Source organism: Pseudoalteromonas sp. ND6B, from assembly GCF_000764215.1.
Lineage (GTDB): Bacteria > Pseudomonadota > Gammaproteobacteria > Enterobacterales > Alteromonadaceae > Pseudoalteromonas > Pseudoalteromonas tetraodonis.
The window spans coordinates 24423-48985 of record NZ_JQFL01000028.1; the positions used below are offsets into that span (position 1 = coordinate 24423).

At 39.6% G+C, this 24563-nt stretch carries 21 protein-coding genes; 14 read left to right on the plus strand and 7 right to left on the minus strand.

The genetic code is table 11. From position 1 onward, the window contains the following. Positions 1-53 precede the first annotated feature (53 nt). The 4 genes from ND6B_RS12210 to ND6B_RS12195 all read left to right on the plus strand — a co-directional run bounded on the left by ND6B_RS12210 (position 54) and on the right by ND6B_RS12195 (position 5042). Positions 54-1910, plus strand: a complete 1857-nt coding sequence (locus tag ND6B_RS12210) for a M28 family metallopeptidase (RefSeq protein WP_033103138.1) — start codon at positions 54-56, stop codon at positions 1908-1910. 101 nt (positions 1911-2011) lie between these two features. Further along, complete coding sequence (locus tag ND6B_RS12205) at positions 2012-3928, plus strand: ATP-dependent DNA helicase (protein ID WP_033103139.1); 1917 nt, start codon at positions 2012-2014, stop codon at positions 3926-3928. Positions 3929-3936: 8 nt separating this feature from the next. Beyond that, positions 3937-4638: a tRNA (adenosine(37)-N6)-threonylcarbamoyltransferase complex dimerization subunit type 1 TsaB gene (gene tsaB / locus ND6B_RS12200; protein ID WP_033103140.1), complete on the plus strand. Its 702-nt coding sequence runs from the start codon at positions 3937-3939 to the stop codon at positions 4636-4638. A 74-nt stretch (positions 4639-4712) separates the two neighbouring features. Next, a complete protein-coding gene (locus ND6B_RS12195) occupies positions 4713-5042 on the plus strand; it encodes a hypothetical protein (protein WP_033103141.1) in 330 nt (109 codons plus the stop codon). A gap of 68 nt (positions 5043-5110) precedes the next feature. Here the strand turns inward: ND6B_RS12195 and ND6B_RS12190 are convergent, their stop codons facing one another. Further along, positions 5111-6397 carry an alkaline phosphatase gene (locus ND6B_RS12190; protein ID WP_033103142.1) on the minus strand — a complete coding sequence of 429 codons (1287 nt, stop codon included), beginning with the start codon at positions 6395-6397 and terminating at the stop codon, positions 5111-5113. A 187-nt stretch (positions 6398-6584) separates the two neighbouring features. Here ND6B_RS12190 and ND6B_RS12185 point away from each other — a divergent pair, with 187 nt between their 5' ends. The 3 genes from ND6B_RS12185 to rnd all read left to right on the plus strand — a co-directional run bounded on the left by ND6B_RS12185 (position 6585) and on the right by rnd (position 10385). After that, positions 6585-7436, plus strand: a complete 852-nt coding sequence (locus ND6B_RS12185) for an alpha/beta fold hydrolase (protein ID WP_033103143.1) — start codon at positions 6585-6587, stop codon at positions 7434-7436. Between the two features lie 115 nt (positions 7437-7551). Then, the gene (gene fadD / locus ND6B_RS12180) at positions 7552-9204 is read left to right on the plus strand and encodes a long-chain-fatty-acid--CoA ligase FadD (RefSeq protein WP_028834578.1); all 1653 of its coding nucleotides are present in this window, start codon (positions 7552-7554) and stop codon (positions 9202-9204) included. 50 nt (positions 9205-9254) lie between these two features. After that, a complete protein-coding gene (gene rnd, locus ND6B_RS12175) occupies positions 9255-10385 on the plus strand; it encodes a ribonuclease D (RefSeq protein ID WP_013463308.1) in 1131 nt (376 codons plus the stop codon). A 54-nt stretch (positions 10386-10439) separates the two neighbouring features. Here the strand turns inward: rnd and minE are convergent, their stop codons facing one another. From minE to minC, 3 genes are read right to left on the minus strand one after another with little or no spacing between them, the layout of a single operon-like run. Next, complete coding sequence (gene minE / locus ND6B_RS12170; protein ID WP_008111532.1) at positions 10440-10703, minus strand: cell division topological specificity factor MinE; 264 nt, start codon at positions 10701-10703, stop codon at positions 10440-10442. Position 10704: 1 nt separating this feature from the next. Then, complete coding sequence (gene minD, locus ND6B_RS12165) at positions 10705-11514, minus strand: septum site-determining protein MinD (protein WP_013463309.1); 810 nt, start codon at positions 11512-11514, stop codon at positions 10705-10707. A 5-nt stretch (positions 11515-11519) separates the two neighbouring features. After that, positions 11520-12224 carry a septum site-determining protein MinC gene (gene minC / locus ND6B_RS12160; RefSeq protein ID WP_033103144.1) on the minus strand — a complete coding sequence of 235 codons (705 nt, stop codon included), beginning with the start codon at positions 12222-12224 and terminating at the stop codon, positions 11520-11522. Positions 12225-12379: 155 nt separating this feature from the next. Here minC and ND6B_RS12155 point away from each other — a divergent pair, with 155 nt between their 5' ends. After that, complete coding sequence (locus tag ND6B_RS12155; RefSeq protein ID WP_013463311.1) at positions 12380-12661, plus strand: YcgL domain-containing protein; 282 nt, start codon at positions 12380-12382, stop codon at positions 12659-12661. Continuing rightward, complete coding sequence (locus ND6B_RS12150; RefSeq protein ID WP_016900168.1) at positions 12654-13670, plus strand: lytic murein transglycosylase; 1017 nt, start codon at positions 12654-12656, stop codon at positions 13668-13670. Before ND6B_RS12155 ends, ND6B_RS12150 begins: the two co-directional genes overlap by 8 nt. Positions 13671-13718: 48 nt before the next feature. On the opposite strand, the gene ND6B_RS12145 is transcribed toward ND6B_RS12150, so the two are convergent. Beyond that, positions 13719-14267 (minus strand): GbsR/MarR family transcriptional regulator, encoded by a 549-nt coding sequence (locus tag ND6B_RS12145; protein ID WP_013463314.1) that lies wholly within the window; start codon positions 14265-14267, stop codon positions 13719-13721. 217 nt (positions 14268-14484) lie between these two features. Between ND6B_RS12145 and adhP the strand changes: the two genes are divergently transcribed. Further along, complete coding sequence (gene adhP / locus ND6B_RS12140; protein WP_033103145.1) at positions 14485-15495, plus strand: alcohol dehydrogenase AdhP; 1011 nt, start codon at positions 14485-14487, stop codon at positions 15493-15495. A 70-nt stretch (positions 15496-15565) separates the two neighbouring features. Here the strand turns inward: adhP and ND6B_RS12135 are convergent, their stop codons facing one another. Continuing rightward, positions 15566-17986, minus strand: coding sequence for a TonB-dependent receptor (locus ND6B_RS12135; RefSeq protein ID WP_033103146.1), 2421 nt, complete (start codon positions 17984-17986; stop codon positions 15566-15568). Between the two features lie 294 nt (positions 17987-18280). Next, positions 18281-19552 (minus strand): Xaa-Pro dipeptidase, encoded by a 1272-nt coding sequence (locus ND6B_RS12130; protein ID WP_200882078.1) that lies wholly within the window; start codon positions 19550-19552, stop codon positions 18281-18283. A gap of 159 nt (positions 19553-19711) precedes the next feature. On the opposite strand from ND6B_RS12130, the gene ND6B_RS12125 reads away from it, so the two are divergent. From ND6B_RS12125 to ND6B_RS12110, 4 genes are all read left to right on the plus strand, one after another. Continuing rightward, positions 19712-21529, plus strand: a complete 1818-nt coding sequence (locus ND6B_RS12125) for a DUF885 domain-containing protein (RefSeq protein ID WP_033103148.1) — start codon at positions 19712-19714, stop codon at positions 21527-21529. Positions 21530-21625: 96 nt separating this feature from the next. Continuing rightward, a complete protein-coding gene (locus ND6B_RS12120) occupies positions 21626-22138 on the plus strand; it encodes a YcgN family cysteine cluster protein (protein ID WP_033103149.1) in 513 nt (170 codons plus the stop codon). Beyond that, a complete protein-coding gene (locus ND6B_RS12115) occupies positions 22138-22653 on the plus strand; it encodes an RNA methyltransferase (RefSeq protein ID WP_028834583.1) in 516 nt (171 codons plus the stop codon). Before ND6B_RS12120 ends, ND6B_RS12115 begins: the two co-directional genes overlap by 1 nt. Before the next feature lie 196 nt (positions 22654-22849). Further along, on the plus strand, positions 22850-24493 hold the full coding sequence (locus ND6B_RS12110) for a M1 family metallopeptidase (RefSeq protein WP_235420462.1): 1644 nt from the start codon (positions 22850-22852) through the stop codon (positions 24491-24493). The last annotated feature ends 70 nt before the right edge of the window (positions 24494-24563 follow it).

Genomic DNA, 24563 nt, shown 5'->3' on the forward strand with positions numbered 1-24563 from the left:
GCTTTGCCCCTTTTTTAATGCTTAAAATAAAAGTGACAAGATAAGGAATATTTATGAACTACTTTAAACAGTTAGCAGTTATTACTACTTTAACCTTAAGTTTTAATTGCTTAGCAAATGAAAATCCAGACAATATTTGGGTCACCATTGACTCAACTGCAGCCCAGCATTATCAACATGAACAAGGTACATTTTTGCAAAAAATGCCATTTTCGCATAGAAAATCAAGTATTTTACCTGACGTTGATTTACTCAGTGTACCGCGTGACGCAGTAAACAATTTAAGTGAGTTCATGCACCAGAACTATAACCGTTGTGGTGGGTTTGTTGCGCATAGTTCGTTCGAAGAAGCGAATGATTACGCAAAACAATTAGCTGTTGTTCAAAATAGCCAAGCTACATCAGCCTTTAATTATTCAATTGATAATGCGCAAACAGTACAAAGTTTAATTAGTGCACAAAGCCCAATTAATTTACAAAGCACTGTAAATTCACTCACTAGTTTTAATAATCGTTATTATACTTCGCAAACCGGCGTTGATGCCTCACAGTGGCTGCAAAGTTATTGGCAACAAATTGCCAGCGTTCGAAGTGATATAACCATTGAGAGTTATCAGCATAGCTGGGCGCAATCATCAGTGATTGTAACCATTGCAGGTGCTGAAAATGCAGATGAAATTGTTATTATTGGGGGGCATTTAGACTCGATTAATCAAGCAAATCCAGCACAAGGGCGCTCTCCTGGCGCGGATGACAATGCATCGGGTATTGCAGTGTTAACGGAAGCGTTAAGAGCAATTGTTGATACAAATTATAAACCGCAAAAAACTATTCAAATAATGGCGTTTGCAGCAGAGGAGGTGGGGTTAAAAGGGTCTAAAGCTATAGCCAGTAGCTATCGGTCGCTGGGTAAGAATGTAGTTGGCATGGTGCAATTTGATATGACTGGTAATAACGGCAGTATCGAAGATATTATTATGATGACGGATTACACCACCAATGCTCAAAACCAGTTTTTAGCCCAGCTGATAGACACCTACTTACCACAAATTAGTTATGGCTTTGATCAATGTGGGTATGGTTGCTCCGATCATGCTTCGTGGTATCAACAAGGGTTTGCGGCCTCTATGCCTTTCGAATCAAAAATGAATGACATTAACCCACTGATACATACACAAAACGACAGTAATTTTGACGCTGATCATGCAATTAAATTTGCTAACTTAGCCGTTAGCTTTGTTGCTGAATTGGCAAAAAATGCCGGTGATGTCACTCCGCCAAATAATAATGAGTTAGTCAATGGTGAACAAATTTCTGGTATTAATGCCACTGCTAAAGAGCAGCTTATCTATACATTGAATGTACCAAAAGGAGCGCAAAAATTAAGCTTTGAAACCTCAGGTGATAATGGCGATGCCGATTTATACGTTAAATATAATCAGGCGCCCACGTTAACTGATTACGACTGTAAAAGTACCTCTGCCACAAGTAATGAGCGTTGCGACATTCCAACCAGCAATGAAGGAAATTACTATGTCATGGTTGAGGCATACAGCGCAATTAGTAATGTTTCTTTGACGGGCAGTTTTGAGCCAGCAGGCGCTTTAGAGCCCATTAATCGCGTAGAAGATAATGTTAGCGTAAATACAGGTGATTGGCAGCGTTTTGAACAACGTTTAGCCGCGGGTTATGCCTCACTAAACGTTGCTATTTCAGGCGGAAGCGGCGATGCTGATTTGTATTTAAATTTCGGTGCGCCATCTTCAAATACACAATTTGTGTGTAGGCCATATAAAAACGGCAACACAGAAAGTTGCACTATTTCTGCACCCCAGGCAGGCGTATGGCACATAGATGTTAAAGGCTATCGCAATGCAAGTGGTATTACGCTAACTATAAATGCACAATAATTAACAGGGGCATAAGCCCCTTTTAAAGGCCAAATTCTCACGCTATTTGGCTTGCCCTTCATCAATAGCTTACGTAGAATCCCGCTATTATTTTTTATAAAGTGATTGGTATTATCAAACAGCTGTTTAGTGCAACCGGGCCTTTGGCTTTATCAATAGATGGATACTCACCACGCCAACCTCAAATTGATATGGCTGTGGCTGTTGAGGATGCATTAAAAACAAGTTCCCAGCTTGTTGTTGAGGCCGGTACTGGCACAGGTAAAACCTTTGCTTATTTAGCGCCAGCCCTCAAATCTAAAGGCAAAACAATAATTTCAACCGGTTCTAAAGCACTGCAAGAACAGCTGTATCATCGTGATTTACCGGTGTTAGTAAAAGCCTTAGGCGCGGCTAAAAAAACGGCATTGTTAAAAGGGCGTGCCAATTATTTATGCACTTATCGGCTTACCCAACATGTTGCACACGTACCCACAGACGACCCTGATGTAATGCATCAGCTCGCTATGGTTGCTAAATTTGCCAGTGAAACGCATACGGGCGATTTAGCCGACTGTATTGGTATTGAAGAAGATGCCAAAGTGTTGCCGTATGTCAGCTCTACTGCAGATAACTGTTTAGGTAAAGAGTGCCCTGACTTTCAAGAGTGCTACATTCGTAAAGCGCGTTTAAAAGCAGGGGATGCCGACGTTGTCGTGATTAACCATCATCTATTTTTTGCCGATATGGCGGTTAAAGAGTCTGGCTTTGCAGAGCTAATGCCCAACGCAGATGCTTATATATTTGATGAAGCCCACCAGTTAAGTGAAATTGCCAGCGACTATTTTGGCGAAACCATGAGTACTAAAAAGCTGGTGGATTTAATTAATGATTTACGCGCTATTTACCGCGCTGAAATTCCTGACATGCTGCAATTAGGCAAAAGTTTGAATAAACTGGAAACCAGTGTCGCCGATTTAAGATTGCAGTTTGGTGTGGACGGTAGCCGCGGGGATTGGCGTGAAAAGCTCAGTAATAGGCTTATTTGCTCTGCATTACACCGCGTTATTAGTGATTTAGAATTTGTGTATCAGGTTTTAAAACATTGCTTAGAACGAAGTGATAAAATTGAACACCCATTTGAGCGGGTGTTGGCATTTAAAGGCCAGTTAGAGCGCGTATTTGATACCGCCCAAACAGGCTTTAGTTATTGGTACGAAACCACGCGGCGCTATTTAACCATTAATATAACGCCACTGAATGTATCGGCTAAATTTGCTTTGATGATGAAAGAGTCTGGCGCAGGGTTTGTGTTTACCTCGGCCACGTTATCGGTCGACAACGAACTCACTCACTTTAATGCCAGCCTTGGGTTAAAACCAAAGCAAAGTATGATGGTAGACAGTCCGTTTGATTATGAAAATCAGGCGCTATTGTGTTTACCGCGCTATTTACCTGAAACCCACGCAGATAATATGCCGCATGCGATTGTAAAGTTAACTCTCGAACTCATAAAATCAGCAAAAGGGCGTTGTTTTGTGCTATTTACTAGTTACCGAATGATGCATTTGGTGGCTGAGGGCTTAACCACACAAATGGACTATCCGGTTTACATGCAAGGGCAAATGTCTAAACGCATTATATTAGAAAAATTTACCCGTCATGGTAATGCCGTGTTGCTCGGTACAGCGTCGTTTTGGGAAGGGGTTGATGTAAGAGGCAGTACTTTAAGCTGTGTTATTATCGACAAACTGCCGTTTGCAGCGCCCGATGATCCGCTTTTGCAGGCTAGAATGCAAGATTGCCAAATGCAAGGAAAAGATCCCTTTGCGCATATTCAGTTACCACAAGCGGTTATTGCCTTAAAGCAGGGCGTAGGTCGCTTAATTCGTGATAACAAAGATAAAGGTGTGTTAGTAATTTGCGATAATCGTTTAGTTACACGCCAATATGGACAAGTATTTTTAAAGAGTTTACCGCCAATGCGCCGTACACGTAGCTTAGAAGATGCAAATACATTTTTAAAACATATTAATTGAGTACAAAAATGATCAAAAGTAACATTCTCGCCCTAGACGCTTCTACTGAGGCTTTATCGCTTGTTTTGCATTATCAGGGTAAAACATTTCATCATTTTGAAGAGTGTCCGCAGCAGCATAGCCAAAAAATTCTGCCACTTATTGATGAGCTGCTTAATAAAGCCAATTGTAAATTAAAAGATTTAGATGTTATTGGCTTTGGCCAAGGTCCAGGCAGCTTTACGGGTGTTCGTATTAGTGTGGCCATAGCACAAGGGCTTGGGTATTCAACGAATTTACCGCTAGTGGGGGTTTCTACCTTAGCGGTTATGGCGCAACAAGCGTTTGAACAATTTGGCGATGAAGTGGTTTATTCAAGCATTGATGCGCGTATGGGGGAAATATACTTTGCTCAATACCAAGTTAATAATAATTTGATGACACTTCAAGGTGAAGAACGTGTTTTTAAGCCTGAACTGCTTGATGTTTCATTGATAGACACAAACAAAACAGCAACCGGCGTGGGGACTGGATTTAAAAGTTATCCCGATGCATTAACTACATTTACAAATGTGAGTGTACACCCTGAAATTACGCTACCCGATGCACAATACATGTTAGCGTTAGTGGATGCACAGTACCTTGCAGGTAATGGCGTAAAAGCAAGTGATGCTCAGCCTAAGTATGTGCGTGACACAGTGACATGGAAAAAATTACCAGGCCGCGAGTAACGCTAAGTTGTATTGTTTGCATATTGAGCTATTTTAAATCATAATTTAAGCATGTTGTTGGTTGGAGAAGCGTAATGTCGCTGCCTATAAGCTCTGGTTTTTTTACTGGTGATATCCCTGCTAAGGTGCGTTCTACTTCCGTCGTTACGGCAAAGCCTGAACGACTATCAGAGCAGCCAATATCACAGAAAACAAACACAGATTATGTTAAGAGCAGTCCTGAAGGGCTCGAACTTGCAAAAGAGTTTGCAAAAGCGAACACCAAAGAGGCCCAATATAGCCAAACTATTTACGATCAACCGAGTGCGCAAGTCAGTAAGGCAATTTCTACTTACACTGAGTTTGCTAATTTAGAGCGAAGAGCTGAAGTTCAAAGCTTAATTGGTGTTGATATATACGCTTAATTATAAAATTAATAGCCAAATAAAAAGCCCGAATAAATTATTCGGGCTTTTTATTTTCATAACAGCGATTACTGTTTTATGTAACTAATCAGTTTTTTAGCTATGTCAGTATTGTTTTGTGAACCAATAAAGTCATCGCTATTTTTACCATAGGCAAATACTTGCACATCAGAAGCGGTATGTCCGCCCGTTGTCCAACCAGTGAAACTTAAATCATTGATAATGCTTTTAACCGCTAAATTAAGGGTTTTTTCACCCATGGCTTTAGCTTGCTTAAGTTTAATTTCGTTTTCAGTTGTAAACTCAATACGGGTATTGGCCTGCCATACCGTTTTAAGGTTATCTGATCCCATTAATAATTTGGTTAATGTACCCGCAGTGGCTTTAACACCTTTGATGATGTCGGTTTCCCATTTGTATTGGCCATGCGCGCCAATGGTTAAACCGCCTGTAGAGTGATCAGCCGTGATCACTAAAATAGTGTCTGGGTTTTTATCTACATAGGCTTTTGCCGTTTCGATTGATTTTGCAAAGTCGTCCATTTCAGCCATTGCGCAAGCAATGTCATTTGCGTGACCACACCAGTCAATTTGGCTGCCTTCAATCATCACAAAAAAGCCTTTATCGTTTTGCCCATCAAGCAAATCAAACGCTTTAGAGGTTAACTGTTTTAATCTCGTTGGGTTTTCATCTAGCGCAAAGGGTAATCCTTTAGGTGCGTATAAACCAATGGCAGGGATTTGTGTGATTTGACCTAAGTTTTTAATATCGTCGCCGTATTGATAACCTGCTTTTTTAAATTCGTCGACTAAGTTTCTGTCATCACGAATAAAATATTGAGTACCACCGCCTAACATTAAATCAACCGGTAATTTACCAGCAATTTTATTGTCAATGTAGTCGTTTGCGATGTCATCATAATTTCTTCTTGATTCATTATGTGCGGCAAAGCTTGCAGGTGTTGCATGATTAATTTGTGAGGTAGCCACTAACGCTGTTGTCATTCCTTGCTCTTTTGCAATTTCTAGCATGGTCTTAACCGGTTTTTTGGCCGTATCGACAGCGATTGCGCCATTATAACTTTTATGGCCGCTGCTAAGTGCGGTTGCACCTGCGGCACTGTCTGTTACATAAGTATGGTCATCAGGATAAGTGTGCGCCATGCCTTTTAACATGGTGTCGAAAACGGTTGTTTCTATTTCTTTTGTTGTAGGGTCATCTTTGTAATATCGATAAGCGGTAGTGAAAGCGGGACCCATGCCATCACCAATCATATAAATAACATTTTTAGGCGCTGTTTGAGCGAATGCTCCTGTTGTACATAAAAGCGCTAATAAGCCGAACTGTTTTTTCATTGTGTGTACCCTTTAAGTGTACTTATTTTAATAGCGACTATTATTGTATACCGATAGCAAGATAAATAAATGAATATGTTATGAAATCTCGAAATTTAAGTGTGTGTTCTATTAGTTCAGTTCTATTATTTGTGTATTAACTCTTGTATGTTATGGCCATAACCAAATAAAAAAGTTGAGGTTTGCGTTGCAACCATTTTCGGTAAAAGCTAATGACCTAGATATACACGGTATTAAATTTGGAGACGGTGAAGACGTCGTTATCGCTCTGCATGGCTGGCTAGATAATTGTGCTAGCTACGTGCCTATGCTGAGTCGTGCTGCTCCTTCGCAAACATGGTATTGCATTGATTTTGCAGGACATGGACTGTCATCTTGGCGAAGCCCTCAGGCACATTACTACTTTATTGATTATGTGGATGATGTGTATGCATTAATCACAGCGCTTAAGTTAAAGAAGGTACACTTAGTTGGTCATTCTATGGGGGCTATGGTTGCAGGACTATTTGCTAGTTGTTTTAGTGAGTATGTAAAATCTGTTTCTTTTATTGAAGGTTTAGGTTGTGTTACTACCGATAGCGATGAAGTGTGTTCTCAGCTAAGAAATGCCATACTAAACCGAGCAAGGCTTAGTACAAAAAAATCACGGGTATACACATCAAAACAGCAAATTTATCAAGCACGTGCAAAAACAACTGATTTAAATAATGAACAAATTGCATTGTTGATGGACAGAAACATAAAACAAATGCACAGTGGTTTTGAGCTAACTTGCGATCCTAAGCTTAAAAATCACTCAGGTTTTCGATTTGATGAAGCGCAATGTATTGGTGCAATAAAAGAATTAATTGCACCATGCCAATTAATATTAGGTGATAAAGGTTATCCATTTGTAAAACAAAATCTAGACAAGTATAGTAAATATTACAATAACTTGAGTGTAATAGATGTGCCTGGTGGTCATCATTGCCATATGCAAAGTAGTGGACTATGTTTTGAACACATTCACGCATTTATGGTGCAAAGTAGTGCATGTTAATTGTATATTACCGATAAATGTGGGATTATCTCTAGATTAGAGTATTTGCTCAATTGTGAAAGTGCCTTACTTAGATTAAGGTTAATAAAAATATAATTATAAACAGGGGCTAAGAGTGGAAAAAATCTGGCTTAAGCGCTACCCAGAAGGTATGCCTGAAACAATCGATCCTGAGCACTACAACTCGTTACTCGAAGTGTTTGAAAAAAGTTTTAATGATTACAAAGATTTACCTGCATTTACTAATATGGGTAAAACATTGTCATACAACGAAATTGACGCAGCAACAAAACGTGTTGCGGCTTATATTCAAAACGATTTAGGATTAAAAAAGGGCGATAAAGTCGCTGTTATGATGCCTAACTTGTTGCAAACCCCAATTGCTATATTAGGTATTCTACGCGCAGGGTGTGTGGTGGTTAACGTTAACCCGCTTTATACCGTTCGTGAGCTAGAGCACCAATTAAAAGATTCTGAAACATCAGCAATATTTATTCTTGCTAACTTTGCTGTCACGCTTGAAAAAGCACTGCCTAATACTGACGTTAAACACATTGTGGTTACGCAGGTTGGTGACATGATGGGTGGTCTTAAAAAGCATTTAGTTAATTTTGTGGTTAAGCATTTCAAAAAAATGGTACCAAGCTATACGTTGCCTAACACGATTAACTTTTGTGATTTATTAAAAGCTGATCTGAATGGCTATAAGCGCCCAGACGTTAACTTAAGCGATTTAGCATTTTTACAATACACAGGTGGTACAACTGGTGTTTCTAAAGGGGCAATGCTGAGCCACGGTAATATGGTGGGTAACCTTGAGCAAGTATCTGGTTGTTTAGATAACGTGCTTGAGCGTGGTAGAGAAGTGGTTATTACCGCGCTACCGCTCTATCATATATTTGCATTAACAGCGAACTGTTTAGCATTTATGAAATACGGCGGCTTAAACGTTTTAATTACTAATCCACGTGATATGCCTGGATTTGTAAAAGAGCTTAGTCAGCATAAATTTACTGCTATTACAGGGGTGAACACTTTATTTAATGGCTTATTAAATACCCCTGGTTTCTCTGAGCTTGATTTTAGTCACCTTAAAATGTCATTAGGCGGCGGCATGGCAGTACAACGCCCTGTTGCAGAAAAATGGCAAAAGGTCACTAACAGCAAACTAATGGAAGGCTATGGCCTGACAGAATGTTCTCCTTTAGTCACAATTAGCCCGTATGATTTAGAAGCTTATAATGGCTCTATCGGTCTACCTGCGCCAAGTACTGACATTAAATTAATGCTCGATAACGGTGAAGAAGCTGCTAAAGGTGAGCCGGGTGAACTGTGGGTAAAAGGTCCGCAAGTAATGCTTGGTTACTATAATCGCCCTGATGCAACGGCTGAATGTTTAAAAGATGGCTGGTTTGCAACTGGTGATATTGCCACTTACGATGACGAAGGTTTTTTCTACATTGTTGATCGTAAAAAAGACATGATTATTGTTTCAGGCTTTAATGTTTTCCCAAATGAAATAGAAGAAGTGGTTGCCATGCACGAAGGCGTCCTTGAAGTGGCCGCGGTTGGTATCCCTCATGACATTAGTGGTGAACAAGTTAAAGTTTTTGTTGTGAAAAAAGACCCTTCTTTAACTGAAAAAGATATAATAAAACATTGTCGTGATAATTTAACTAATTACAAGGTTCCTAAACTCGTTGAGTTTAAGGATGAGTTACCCAAAACTAACGTGGGTAAAATTCTCAGAAGAGCCTTAAAAGATTAGCAACTATAAAAAAGCCGACATCAGTCGGCTTTTTTATTGTAGGAGACTCAGTGCACTACCAATTGATCCAAACCCAAAATGAGCTTAATACGTTTGTAGAACAAATTAAAAACAAACCCATTCTTGCTATTGATACCGAGTTTATGCGCCGCCGTACTTTGTATCCAGAAGTTGCACTTATTCAAGTTTATGATGGTGAACATTTAGCGCTTATTGACCCGCTTGCCGAGCTTTCCTTGTTTGATTTTTGGCAAATACTTAAAGATCCTAAAGTGCTAAAAGTACTCCATTCACCCTCAGAAGATATTGAAGTTTTTCAAAAGTACGCAGGATTTGTTCCTTATCCTTTATTCGATACCCAGTTTGCACTTCAGCTATTAGGTGAGGGAAACTGTATGGGCTTTGCCTTAATGGTGAAAACATTATTGAATATTGAGATTGATAAAAGCGAATCACGCACTAATTGGTTACAACGCCCCCTTACCCAAAAGCAACTTGAATACGCTGCTGCTGATACGTATCACCTGCTGCCTTGTTTTGAGTTAATTATAGATAGCATTAAAGCCGCTGATTTATTTGATATTGTGATCAATGAAAGTGAATTAGTTGCCAATAAACGTGCTTTTCAAATTCCGGATGAGCTACTTTACAAAGAAATTAAAAATGCATGGCAACTTAAGCCGCATGAACTAGCGGTACTTAAAGAGTTAGCAGTATGGCGTCGAAATAAAGCTATTCGTAAAAATCTAGCGCTTAATTTTGTGCTTAAAGAGCACAATATGACCGAAATTGCCAAACGAGGCCCTTCAAGTTTAAATGCTCTGAGACAAATTCCTGGGGTAGAACCCATTGAAGTGAATCGTTCTGGGGTTGAAATTTTAAAGTGTATTGAGCAGGCCAAAGCCATTCCAGCTGAGCAACACCCACAAGTATTAAAGCGGTTAATTGATTTTCCTACCTATAAAAAAGTAGCGAAGGAGATCAAACAAAAAATTACTAAAGTTGCTAAAGAGCATAACATTCCAGAAGACGTTATGGCCTCTAAAAAGCAAATAAATCAGCTAATTAGTTGGAACTGGAAATTAACTGCTCAGCAAAAAGAAAAACACATAAAACCAGATTTACTCAGCTCATGGCGATATGATTTTGTTAAAGATGCGCTAAAAGAGTGGGATAATTAGAGCATTAAATAGCTTGATGTAAAAAATAAAAAAGGCGCTTAGCGCCCTTTTTTATTATTTCTTTTCTTCGTCAGGTAATGTGACATTGAGCTCGAGTACCGCTAAATCGTCTTCATTTTGATCAAACTGAACTTGAACCGCATCGGCGCCTACATTAACGTACTTACGGATCACATCAAGAATATCTTGCTTTAATTGTGGCAAGTAATCTGGTGTTCCACGCTGAGAACGCTCGTGCGCGACAATGATCTGCAATCGCTCTTTTGCTAATGACGCACTGTTTTTCTTTTCTGAGCGGAAGTAGTCAAGTAAAGACACATTAACCTCCAAATATCCGTTTGAATAAACCCTTTTTCTCTACATCTAAAAATCTAAATTCAACCGTTTCGCCTAATAAACGACTGATCGCATCAGCATAAGCTTGACCTGCGTCTGATTCGCTATCAAGAATTACCGGCTGTCCAGAGTTTGATGCACTAAGCACTGCTTGAGATTCAGGAATGACACCTAGTAAGTCGATGGCTAGGATGTCCTGGATATCTTCAACAGATAGCATTTCACCTTTTGATACACGATCTGGATTATAGCGTGTTATTAGCAAATGCTCTTTAATGTTTTCTAATCCTTCTTCGGCACGTTTCGATTTACTATGTAAAATGCCTAGAATACGATCCGAATCTCGTACTGACGAGACTTCAGGGTTGGTTGTAACTATAGCTTCATCAGCGAAGTACATCGCCATCATAGCTCCGGCTTCAATACCTGCAGGAGAATCACAAACAATATAGTCAAAGTCTTCTTTTAACTCGTTCAAAACGCGTTCAACACCATCACGGGTGAGTGCGTCTTTATCGCGAGTTTGTGAAGCAGGAAGTAAAAATAACTTTTCTACACGTTTGTCTTTTATGAGTGCTTGATTAAGGTTAGCTTCGCCATTGATCACATTAACAAAGTCATACACTACGCGACGTTCACAACCCATGATGAGGTCTAAATTACGTAAGCCGATATCAAAATCGATGATAACAGTTTTGTAGCCTTTTAATGCTAAGCCTGTACCAATTGCTGCGCTTGATGTTGTTTTACCAACACCCCCTTTACCCGAGGTAACGACAATTATTTTTGCCATGAGATTTATCCTTTAACCAAAGCTGAAATTTCTAAAGATTCATTTTTTTGTTGTATTTGAACTGCGTTACCCCAGTGTTCACCTTGCAGTGAGTCACTGATCCAGTAATTACCATTGATTGAAACGAGTTCTGCTTCTAATTTATTACAAAATATGTATGCGTTTTCGAGCCCTTTTGCGCCGGCAATTGCACGCCCTCGTAGGGTTCCGTAAATATGTACATTGCCATCGGCAATCACTTCTGCGCCATGGCTTACCGCGCCTAACACCACCAAGTCGCGGTCTTTGGCGTAAACTTGTTGGCCTGAGCGCACCGCACCATTAATAATTTGCGCTGGTAAATACACGGTTTTTTCTACAACCGAAGTATTTGACTCTACTCTTGCGGGTTCACTCTTAACGTCTTGTGAATAGTTTAAAACAGATAACCCTGCGGCTTTTGCCTGTTTATGCTGTTCATCCGAACCATTACATACACCTACAGCATTAAAGCTCATGCGTTCAATAAGCGATTTTAAGTGAACAAAGTCGATTGCGCTGTTTTTTACTTCAATTAAATTGACGACAATGGGGGCACCCTCAAAGAACTTTGGGGCTTGGGCAATTTTTATATACAGTTGTTCTGCTAAAAGGTTAATATCAGTACTATAAAGATGTAAAACTGATAACGTAAAAAGGTTGCCTTTTAGCTCAAAAATTTGGTCCGACATAGATGCTCAACTGGATTGTCTAGTTAGCATGTAACTTTATATAAACCTAGGCTGAACAAGGCTTTTATTACAGTTTCCACACTAATTTTTATAACTTATTATTATTGCCATGTTATAGTGTGTAGCACTGTTAAGCAAGATTTTATAGGGCCATAATGCTAACTGCGGTATATAAAAGTAAGAAAAAAGCAGATACTTTCTTATTTATTGAAAAAAGAGACGATTTTAGTAAAGTTCCGGAACCTTTAATGGCCATGTTTGGTCAACCTCAGTACGTGATGATCATTAACTTAGCGAAGCGGACTCAATTAGGCGTAGCGGATTTAGACACTTTAAAACAGTCGCTTAGCGACCAAGGCTATTATTTACAAATTCCGCCACCAGAGGAAAACTTGCTAAGTCAATTAAGAAAACAAAATGGAGCAGATAGTGATTAAAAAATTAGCGGTTGTATTGTGTGGTGTGTGTTTAAGCTCATCGGTAATGGCAAAAACACAAGCTGAGTTTCAGCAATATCTTACTAATTTAAAGCAAGAGGCAATTGCAAAAGGCTACGATACTCAGTTAATTGAGCAAGCATTTGCCACTGCATCTTATAAAGAAAAAGTCATTTCAGCAGACAAAAACCAGCCAGAAGTAAAAGAAACGCTGGAAACGTATTTACCAAAACGAGTACCGCAATGGAAAATAGATCGTGCGCGTAAATTGTATAAAGAAAACCAAGAAGTCTTAGAAAAAGTAGCAAAAGACTTTGGTGTTCAAGCGCGTTTTATTGTGGCTATTTGGGGTTTAGAAAGTAATTTTGGCGCTATTCAAGGCGGCCACAATGTTATTTCATCCTTAGTAACTTTAGCATTTGATGGACGTCGTGAAGCGTTATACAAACGCCAATTGTGGGCAGCACTGGATATATTAAAGTCGGGACATATCACGCTTGATAAATTTAAAGGCTCGTGGGCGGGTGCAATGGGGCAAACTCAATTTATGCCAACCTCATTTAATGCCTATGCTGTAGATTACAACAATGATGGCCGCAAAGATATTTGGACAACCAAAGAAGACGCGTTTGCTTCAATTGCAAATTACTTAAAGCAAGAGGGTTGGAATGATAATTTAACCTGGGGTCGCCAGGTACAATTGCCCGCTGACTTTGATAAGCAGTATATATTAAAGCGCGGTACTAAAACCCGAAAGCAATGGCTAGAGTACTGGGATAAATCAGAGCGCTCTTTAGCAGATTGGCAAGCATTAGGTGTTCGTCGTGTTGATGGCAGTGATTTACCTACGGTTGCTGTAGATGCAGCACTGGTGATGCCGGATGATATAAATGGACGCATGTATTTAGCATACGATAACTACAAAGTATTTATGCACTGGAATCGTTCATACTACTTTGCAACCAGCGTAGGCTATTTGTCAGATAGAATTGCTTACCCAAAAATTTAAGCTAAAGCGAATAACTAAAAAGCCGCTCATTGCGGTTTTTTTAATGGTTTACTGCTCTTTTTTGAATATTTTATCTTTAAGGTCAATGACTTTGCCAATGCCTGAACCTAGCTTCATTAGTTTGTTGAGCTGCTCTGGGGTTAAGCGTTGTAACTCTGACGACCATTTAGTCACTGTTTCAAGTAAGTTATGAATTTCGCCCATTTGTTTTTGTGCATAAATTTCATCGTCGTTACTTGCTTCATCTAATAAGTTATCTCTGAGTAAGCTAAGCGTAGGTTCTACTTCACGCTTTTTACGTTCTTCAAACACGCGATTAGCCATATCCCAAATATCGCCTGCAGGTGCATAGTATTCTTTTCTATCTCCTGGGATATGCATTACCTTGATCAGCTGCCAAGATTGTAATTCTTTAATTCCCATACTTACGTTACCGCGTGAAATACTCAGTGCATCTGCGATTTGGTTTGCCGTCATTGGATCTTTGGTAATAATAAGTAATCCGCACATTTGGCCGATTGTACGATTAAATCCCCAGCGGCTGCCCATCTCGCCACAATGCATTACAAAGGCAAAGTTTTTTTCTGATAATGTCATTGTTACAAGTTTCAAAAATAAATGAAATCTATGCTAGCACGCTGGTTAAGTATGGCAAGCGTTTAGCTTGGATAAAAAACCACGTTTTACGACTAATGATTGATATAGATTAATATTCAAGCATTTATAGTGGGTTATGTTGCGGGTATGCAACATGACATTGTTGTTTAACGCCTTTGTTAAATAGCATAAATTTTTTATAAACGATGGAATGACTATGAAAGCAGCAATAAATACAGAATATAAAGGCAAGTTAGCGATCACCGATTTACCAATCCCAAAGGTAGGTCCTAACGATGTGCTGGTTAAAATAGCCGCTTGTGGTGTATGTCACACCGATTTACATGCGTGTCATGGTGATTGGCCGGTAAAACCAAAAATGCCATTGGTACCAGGTCACGAAGGTGTGGGTGTAATAGAAAAACTAGGCAGTAATATTAAACATTTAGAAGTGGGCGACCGAGTGGGTGTACCTTGGTTGTATAGCGCCTGTGGCCATTGTGAATTTTGTTTAGATGGACGTGAAACCCTGTGTTTATCGCAACATAATACCGGTTACTCAATTGACGGTGGTTATGCAGAATATTGTTTAGCACATGGTGATTACATCATCAAAATACCGGATGGATTAGGCTTTGCTGAAGCTGCCCCGTTATTCTGTGCCGGCGTAACAACGTATAAAGCATTAAAAGTATCAGATGCAAAACCGGGTCAATGGGTTGCTATTGTTGGTGTGGGTGGCTTAGGGCACTTAGCGGTGCAATATGCAAAAGCAATGGGCTTTAATGTTATTGCGGTAGATACTGGTAAAGAGAAAATGGCGCTAGCTAAAGAGTTGGGTGCTGATATTACGCTTGATTTTAAAGAAGTGGTGCCCAGTGAGGCTATTTTTGAGCAAGTAGGTGGCGCGCATGCTGTTGTTTGTACAGCAGTATCAAAACCTGGGTTTGAACAAGCGTATAAAAGTGTTCGTCGTGGGGGTAAATGTGTATTAGTTGGTTTACCACCAGAAGATATGCCACTGCCAATTTTTGATACCGTATTGAATGGTGTTTCAGTAGTAGGTTCTATTGTAGGTACGCGTAAAGACTTACAAGAATGTCTTGAATTTGCTGCGCAAGGCAAAGTAAAAGCCATCATTGAAGAGAAAAAACTTGAAGATATTAATGAAATTTTTGATGACATGCTTAAAGGCGAAATAAACGGCCGCATAGTTGTTACGATTTAATATTAAGTTTTTACATGAAAAAAGCACGGTATCTCAATTGAAATACCGTGCTTTTTAAATTATTAAACTATTAAAGTGTGTAACTAAAGCTTAGCTTTGCATTACGTTCTTCACCTGGCATTCCGCCTAAAAACATGGCTTTAGAATAGTATTTTTTATTAAACAGGTTATTAATGTTTAATTGCATTTGCCAGTTGTCTGCTTTATAGCTAACTGCAGCATCATACACGGTATAAGCAGGGACGTAGCCGTTATCAAGACCGAACGAACTTGAGTTAGTACTGCGCTTATCAACAAACGTTAAGCCTGCGCTTAAATCTACTGCGTGAGGTAATTCAAATAACGCCGCAGAGTAAGTTACCCATGAGCTAGCAGTTACATAAGGCACGCCTTTTTGGCGAGTATCAAAGCTTGTGATGTTTGGGTTAGTTTTATCTCTAGCATCTTGATAAACACCGTTGAAGTTAACTTTCCATTGATCGTTCAAATACGCATTTAAGTCAATTTCTACACCTTTGGTTTGTTCTTCACCATCAAAGAAGCTCTCCACTACGTTTGGTGCAGACACGCCTGCTTCATAAAGTGGGTTGGCGTACTCTAGGTTTGTACGTGCACTTTCAAATACTACAATTGAAGCCAGTAATTGGTCATCAAACGCTTTAAAACGAAATCCTAAATCGTTACTAACAGATTCTGAGTCTTCTCTATCGGCTTCATTACCAGCAACAGAGCCAAGTACACTGTAGGCAGTACGACCTTTTGAGTGATTTAAAAACAAAGCCATATCAGCGTTTACTTGATAAGTAGCACCTAGGTTATACGTTAAACCACTATCTGAGGTGTTTGCCTCTGGCGTTGGGTTTGCGCGGCTTTGACTATAACGTGGGTCAACACCAAAATGCTCGTAACTTTGTTTTATACGATTATGAGCAATCCCAATACGGGTGGTGATTTTATCGTTAATGTAGGCAACATGCTGAAGGCCTAAACCCCATGCCTGTACTTTTTTATTATAATCGCTGGTTTTAAGCGGATCGTAATCATTAAATTCACCTGTAGGCCAATTTGGCTGACGCATATCAAAAATATACGGCAGTGCGCCTTGATAAATTACCTCACCGGCTTTGTTTTTAATGACCTTATCGGCATCGTAAATAGAATATTGTTTAAAACGAATATCACGATCTTCATAGTTGGCGTTAACCAGTAATTCGTTTTCTATATTACCGAGCATAAAGTCATAACGTAAATCTAAAAAGTATTGCCATGATTTTTCATCCGCTTCTACTTGGCGGTACTCTTGGCGTCTGGCTGCAAAAGGGTATAACACGTCATCAACAACTAGCGGTGCGCGTGGGTCTTGGTTGATCACGCCGTTACGTTTCCAGTAAACGTAGTTGTAAGCACCTGTTTGGCGGGCAAAACTTGAGGTGTAATTACGGTACTGTAGTTGTTGATTAACAAATAAATCATCACTAATGTAATAATTATGGGCTAATTTAAAACGCAGCTCTTCACCTTCGTTATCCTTTGCCATCGGTGATATTATGCCATTGGTGCCAAAGTTAAAGGGTGTTAAACCATCATTGCTTGCCAAAGAGTTAGCTAGTTCATTTCGTTGTGCTTCACTCAATTGTAAGCCACTTGCTGTAGGGTCATTCACTAAATCGGCGCCTGATACTTCACCTGCAGTTAAACCGTTTACCGATTCACTGTTAAAAATACGAATAGGGTGGCCGATAGAATCCACAGCAATGGCGTCCTTGATATAGGCTCCCGATAACACAAACGCATGTTGATCATTTAGTACATATTTTAAAGACGAATAAATTTCATCACGTTGTTCTTTTAAATCACGAAAGCCATCGCTAGAGGCGGTTTTTGCCATGACTCGATAAGCTAAGTCGTCTGTTATTGCATTGGTGCTATCGAGTGCCAGTGAATAACTATCCCACTGACCAATATCCATTTCTAAGGTATGTTGTTCGTTAAACTGTGGCTTTTTTTCAATCAGGTTAATCACACCACCAGCACTGCCCATGCCATATAAACCAGTTGCTGGGCCTTTTAATACTTCAATTGATTCAACATTGGTTAAAGAACGCGTTGGATTAAAGGTATTGCCTAATCCTGCACCACCGTACATGCCATCATAGGTATAATTAGCACCTAAACCACGAATTACTAAATTATCACCAATGCCATAGTTGTTACCGGCTTGCGTTAAACCACTTACATTACGGATCACATCTTGCAAACTATCAATACCTTGCGATGCAATTAGCGCTTTATCAACAATGACCACGGGTGCAGGGGTTTCCATTAGTGACATATCAGATTTAGTGGCCAAACCTGAGCTCATTACCACTCGGTTTTGTTGCTCGTAAACACTAATACGTTCAATATCGGAATTAACTTGTGACTCGTTTGCCAATGCCAAGTGCGCGTTTAAGCACGCGAGTGTGAGTATTGAGTATTGAAATCTTTTCATAGAGTGATAACCATTCGCATTTGTTAATTTGCGAGAATGATAATGGTTATCATTTTAAAATAAAATAAAAAGTTCAAACTTTTTTACTTTAAAGGGAGTGTTTGCTTGATAGTTATACAATGTGATTTAAAAACAATCACATTTTAAAATACCAACGGGGTATTGCAGTCGCTAGTTGGCCTAACCAAGAGAGAATTTAAATAAAGTATTGACGATTAAATAGGCAGTTTAGCTACATTAGCTAAAAAATTGTTAAGGTTGAGCTAAGCTCAACCTTATAAAGATGTATTGGGTTTACTGTTTGTAAACGACACCGGCTTTCATTACAAAAGGAATACGCTCTAGTGTAGAAATATTTTTAAGTGGGTTGGCACTGACCGCTATAATATCAGCAGCAAAACCGGTTTTAATTTGCCCCAGTTGTGAATCTGCCTTTAATAATTTAGCACTATTAATGGTCGCGGCTTGAATAGCTTGTAATTCACTCATACCAAATTCAACCATTCGCGAGAATTGTTTTGCATTATCACCATGTGGGTAAATAGCCGCATCAGTACCAAATACCATGTTAACCCCAGCTTCAACGGCGCGTTTAAAGCTGTCTCTTTGCTTTTTAGAAACAAGGCGTTCTTTATTTAGGTTCTCTTCATCAACCCCATTTTGCTCACCAAAGCTGAGCGTATACTCGGTATTATAAATATCCATAGATAGCCAAGTACCGTGCTTTAAAGCAAGCTCAATCGCTTCATCGTCTAAAAAGCTAGCATGCTCTACGCTGTCTACACCGGCTTTAATGGCTGTTTTAATGCCGTTAGTGCCGTGTGCGTGAGCCGCAACAGGTAATTCTCGCATGTGCGCTTCATCCACAATGGCTTTCATTTCTTCAAATGCGTATTGTTGTATGCCTACCTTTGTTCCTTTAGAAAATACCCCTCCAGTTGCACATAATTTAATTGCATTAGCGCCATATTTAATATTTTCACGTACTTTAATGCGAACAGCCCATGGGCCATCAGCAACGCCTGAGGCGGTATATTTCATTTCGGGAGGCAAACGATTATTGTCACAGTGTCCGCCAGTAATCCCCAAAGAAGGGCCTGCAGCCCAGATGCGAGGGCCAATAATATCGCCCGCATTAATGCCGTCGCGAACCGCAATAACACTAAAGCCTTCTGCACCTAAGTTACGCACTGTGGTAAAGCCGGCTTCTAATGTTTTTTTAGCAAAGTAACTGGCTTTAATAGCCATACGCGGTACTGATTGGCCTATACGTTCACTGCGCGAAACGGTTGGATCGCTGGTTAAATGCACATGCATATCCATCAACCCCGGCATTACGGTGAGTTCAGGTAGGTTAATCAGTTCATCATTACTGGTAAGCGCTGGCTTTTTATTAAATTGAATTTGGCTTATTACACCCTCGTCAATCGCGATTAACGGATTAGCTTTTAACTCTCCAGTTTCTACATCAAGTAAGGCTTTGGCTGATATATAGGTGGTTGCCAGTGCACTTGCGCTGGTTAAACTCAGCAATGCGATTGATGTAGTTAGTAAATGTTTTTTTATTTTAATCATTTTTATTATTTAATTATTTAAATTTACCTGAATGTAGCAACCATTAGCTATTGAGTAAATTATTTAGCGACGAATCCCACTCACCGTAATTGCTTTATTTAAGCCATTTTAAACCGCATAATTGGCGGGTAAAAACTAACAAGGATCTTTATGAAAGTTATTAAAATAGCACTGGTTGCCAGTAGCGTTATGTTTGCCTTAAGTGGTTGTATGAGCACCAGCTCACAATTAAACACAAATCAGCCGGTCGCGCCTGTAATAAGCGAGTTATCAGCCGAGCAACAGTTGGATGTGCTCGTTGCCCAGTACTACGATGAGTCATTAACCTTTAATCCCTTAAGCGCCACTTACAACGGTCGCCATGAGTTCGATGATCAATTCTTGCCGGTGATATCGCAGCTTAATCGCGATAAAAAAGCCGCTTTTTATAAAAAATATCAGCAACGCTTAACGCTAATCGATGAATCACAATTAACAGGGCAGGCGCTACTTAACTTTGAAGTATTATCGCGAGATTTAGCCTTGAAGCTTGAGGGCATGCAATATAAAGATTATTTGTTACCGATTAACCAAATGTCGGGAGCACATAATACCTTTGCCGGATTTGGTTCAGGTCAAAGTGCACAGCCCTTTAATACTGTTGCCGACTATGAGCAATTTATTAAGCGTGCTGATGGTTTTGTTAAATGGTTAGCCAGTGTTGAACAATCAATGGCGCAAGGTGTTAAACAAGGCGTGGTATTGCCTATGCCATTGGCTAAAAAATTATTGCCTCAGTTTAACGTGCACGTAGTAACTAACGCAGAAGATTCATTATTTTATTCACCAATAAAGGCCATGCCCGACTCATTTTCTGATACACAAAAACAGCAACTTAGTGAGCAGTATAAAACGCTTATTTTAGATAAATTAGTGCCCGCTTATCAGCGTATGAGTGAGTTTTTACTCAACGACTATATTCCTCATACTCGCGATTCTGTTGGTTATGCTGATTTACCTAATGGTAAAGCGTGGTACGAATATCAAATCAAGAAAAATACCACGTTGAGTTTATCAGCAGATGAAATTCATGACATTGGCTTAAGTGAAGTGGCTCGAATTTTAAGTGAAATGAAAACGGTTAAAAATACCGTGGGATTTAAAGGTGATTTAGCATCGTTTTTTGATCATTTACGTGACTCAGATGAGTTTTATTATAAAACAGCTGATGAGTTAATTGCTGCCTATGAAGATATTAAACTAAAAATAGATGCGCGTTTACCGCGCTTGTTTAATATTGAGCCTAAAGCCCCTTACATTGTTAAAGCAGTAGAAGCGTATCGTGCGCAATCGGCAGCAGGGGCATCTTATGCTGGGCCTGCACCAGATGGTTCTCGTCCGGGTATCTTTTACATTAATGCTTACAACTTAAAAGCGCAGCCTAAATTTTTACTTGAAACGCTGTCTATTCATGAAGCAGCACCAGGTCATCACTTTCAAATTGCACTGCAACAAGAAGTGGAAAGCCTGCCCGATTTTCGTAAATTTGGCGGCTACACTGTGTTTGCTGAGGGCTGGGCATTATACGCAGAGAGTCTTGGCAAAGAGCTTGGCTTATTTACCGACCCGTATATGTGGTATGGGCGTCTTAACGATGAGCAGCTAAGAGCTATGCGTTTAGTGCTTGATACAGGCTTTCATGCCAAAGGGTGGACACGTCAACAAGGCATTGACTACATGTTAGCTAACTCCTCAATGGCAAAAAGCGATGTTATTGCTGAGGTTGAGCGTTATATTGCATGGCCTGGTCAAGCATTATCGTACAAATTGGGTGAGTTTAAAATTAAAGAGCTCAGAGATTACGCCCACCAACAGTTAGGTGAGCAATTTGATATTAAAGCCTTTCATACGCAAATATTAATAGATGGCGCATTGCCTATGCCTATCTTAGAGCAAAAAATTAAACGTTGGGTTAAATCTCAGCAGTAACATAATCGCGCAAAGTCATTATTTGAACAGGGATTGGCTTTGCGCGCTTTGTTGCAATACGTTAGAATGCGCGCTCTTAAAAGGCGCGAGAACACCATGTTTGATCAACAATTAGCAAAAACTCAATTTTGGCTTAGCAAAAGTCTCAATGAAATGAACCAGCAAGAATGGGAAGCCATTTGTGACGGATGCGGAAAGTGTTGTTTAAACACCTTTATTGACAGCGAAGACGAAGATGACTTTACCGCCACCGATCAGCTAAGAGAAGGTGAGCAACTGATATTTACCAATATTGTTTGCCAATACCTTGATAATACTACCTGTGGTTGTAGTGAATACGAGAACCGCCAAACCCTAGTGCCTTCTTGCGTTAAGCTTACCAAAGAAAACCTCAAAGACATTTTCTTTATGCCGCAAAGCTGCAGCTATCGCCGTCTTCACGAAGGGCGTGGTTTAGCAACGTGGCATCCGTTACTTAATAACGGCGATAAAACTAAAATGCACGAGCTAAACATTTCTGTTAAAGATAAAACCGTAAAAGACTGTGACGTAAAGCTAGAAGATTTTGATTTGTATATAGCCGAGTGGCCAACCAAGGATTGCAATTAATGAGTAAATTACAAGCAAGTATTGGTTTAATTAATCCAAAAAGCCCGACCAACGTGGGGGGCGTATTACGCGCCGCAGGCTGTTATGACGCACAGCAGGTTTTTTTTACTGGTAACCGTTATTTAAACGCACAAAAATTTCATACCGATACTAAAAATGTAGTGCAACGTATTCCATTAACCGCCACTGATAACTTAGCATCATGTAAGCCTGAAGGCGCTAAAGTGGTGGTCATAGAGCTAATAGAAGGGGCGACTCCCTTGCCTGAGTTTACCCACCCTGAAAACGCATTTTATGTGTTTGGTCCAGAGGATGGTTCAGTGCCAAAAGACGTTTTAAAGTGGTGTGATGAAGTTGTTTATATTCCAACCATAGGCTGTATGAATTTAGCAGCAACCTGTAATGTTGTTCTTTATGACCGACTCGCCAAGCTTGGCGGTATTCAAAGTAGTGATGAAACCATTATCACTTCACGCGATACCAATAATAAAATGAAATGGCAAAAACAACCTTAAACATATTTGCTGTTTAAGGTTTATCCCTTGCTAAATGTAAAATAAAGTAACTATTTAACTTAAAAAATAAGCAATTCGTCTTTTTTAAACACTATAAATGTAAAACTATGTAATTATATTAAAAAATTATAATTATAAGAGCTTATTATTTATGTTGTTCTTGCACCATGTGATTAGGTGTTACTTGGTTGTTACATTGATATATATACTCAGTGCCTGCACCAGCAAACCTGCAAAATTAGATCCCCTCGTTGCTAATACTGGTCAACCATTATCTAGCGTGGCTCAATCAACCGATGTTATTTTCTATGATCTTAAGTTAGCCGTTTTTCCAGAAGAAAAGCAGATAGCCGGCACAGGGAAAACAGTATTTCGGGTCGTTAAAGAAACTCAGCAAATTGAACTAAAACTCGATAGTCGCTTTAGTATAAACACAGTAACAGTTGCTGATAAGAAAGCCGACTTTATCCATTCTCGTGGTGTGATCACGATTAACTTATATGAAAAAAAATACCCGGGAGAAGTGGTTGAAGTTGCCATTAACTATTCAGGCAAGCCACATATTGCGCTTAACCCTCCATGGAGTGGTGGTTTTGTATTTAGTGAAACAAACGATGGTAAACCTTGGATAGCAACAGCGGTGCAAGGTGAGGGCTGTGATTTATTTTGGCCTTGTAAAGATCACTTTAGTGACAAAGCCGATAGTATGCGTATACGGGTAACGGTACCCACTGGATTGTATGTTGCCAGTAACGGGGTACTAAAAAATGTAACTGTATTACAAAACAAGACTACCGAGTTTGATTGGTTTTTATCTGAGCCTGCGAGTGATTACAACATTGCGCTGAATATTGGCCCATTTGAGCGTGTTCAACAGCAATATACCAGTATAAATGGTACTGACATTCCTGTGGAATTTTGGGTGTTACCTGAAAATAGGCAAAAAGCCAGTAATTTGCTCACCAACGATGTTTATCAACAAATGGCATTTTTTGAATCTGTGTTAGGTCCATATCCTTGGGGGCAACAAAAACTTGGCTTTGTAGAAACGCCTCATTTAGGCATGGAACATCAAACGATAAATGCTTATGGCAAAGGGTACACTCGCGACCCTAGTGGTTATGATTGGCTTATTCAGCATGAATTAGCGCATGAGTGGTTTGGTAATTTAATGACCCATGAGCAATTGAATGATGCGTGGTTACATGAAGGTTTTGGCTTTTACATGCAACCGTCTTACAGTTTATATACCTTTGGTGAGGCCGCTTATAACCACGCAATGTATAAAGCCTATTTAGGGATAAAAAACTGCCAACCTATTGTTAAAGAAGGGGAGTTAAGCTCAAAAGAAGCTTTTAACTCAGATATTTATGGTAAAGGAGGCTGGACATTACACACTTTGCGTTGGTTAATTGGTGATGAGTTATTTTGGCAAGCAACACGCGAGTTAATCTACGGGAGTAGCGACACGCAAAGTCTCAGTTACCCAATTCAATCGCGATATCGCAACACGCAGCAGTTTATTGATATTGTTAATCGCATTACAAAAAAAGACTATAACTGGCTATTTGATGTGTATTTAAAACAAGCTGCATTGCCAACACTAACCATGGAACGTCAAAATAACGTGGCCAATTTATATTGGAGCAAAAGTGAAAAAGATGCGACGCCTTTTAAAATGCCAGTACCCATTTCAATTAATGGCCAGCTTCAAGTTTATACACCAATTGAAGGAGTCATTACCATTAAAGCTAAACCTGTTGATCATATTATTGTTGATCCACAGATGAAGGTACTTCGGCAATTACCGATCACAAGCCAGTGCCAACAAGATGAATAATTTAGATAAAGCGTTACTATGGGGATAAAATTTATCCCCATAGTGCTTTTAAACACTTATTTATCTAGGC

Coding starts and splice junctions, on each gene's coding strand:
- tsaB (WP_033103140.1), top strand. CDS start 3,937: ATGATCAAAAGTAACATTCTCGCCCTAGACGCTTCTACTGAGGCTTTA.
- ND6B_RS12145 (WP_013463314.1), bottom strand. CDS start 14,267: ATGACATTATCAGAAAAAAACTTTGCCTTTGTAATGCATTGTGGCGAG.
- minD (WP_013463309.1), bottom strand. CDS start 11,514: ATGGCAAAAATAATTGTCGTTACCTCGGGTAAAGGGGGTGTTGGTAAA.
- ND6B_RS12125 (WP_033103148.1), top strand. CDS start 19,712: ATGAAAGTTATTAAAATAGCACTGGTTGCCAGTAGCGTTATGTTTGCC.
- ND6B_RS12135 (WP_033103146.1), bottom strand. CDS start 17,986: ATGAAAAGATTTCAATACTCAATACTCACACTCGCGTGCTTAAACGCG.
- minC (WP_033103144.1), bottom strand. CDS start 12,224: ATGTCGGACCAAATTTTTGAGCTAAAAGGCAACCTTTTTACGTTATCA.
- adhP (WP_033103145.1), top strand. CDS start 14,485: ATGAAAGCAGCAATAAATACAGAATATAAAGGCAAGTTAGCGATCACC.
- ND6B_RS12190 (WP_033103142.1), bottom strand. CDS start 6,397: ATGAAAAAACAGTTCGGCTTATTAGCGCTTTTATGTACAACAGGAGCA.
- ND6B_RS12210 (WP_033103138.1), top strand. CDS start 54: ATGAACTACTTTAAACAGTTAGCAGTTATTACTACTTTAACCTTAAGT.
- ND6B_RS12155 (WP_013463311.1), top strand. CDS start 12,380: ATGCTAACTGCGGTATATAAAAGTAAGAAAAAAGCAGATACTTTCTTA.
- ND6B_RS12115 (WP_028834583.1), top strand. CDS start 22,138: ATGAGTAAATTACAAGCAAGTATTGGTTTAATTAATCCAAAAAGCCCG.
- ND6B_RS12120 (WP_033103149.1), top strand. CDS start 21,626: ATGTTTGATCAACAATTAGCAAAAACTCAATTTTGGCTTAGCAAAAGT.
- ND6B_RS12195 (WP_033103141.1), top strand. CDS start 4,713: ATGTCGCTGCCTATAAGCTCTGGTTTTTTTACTGGTGATATCCCTGCT.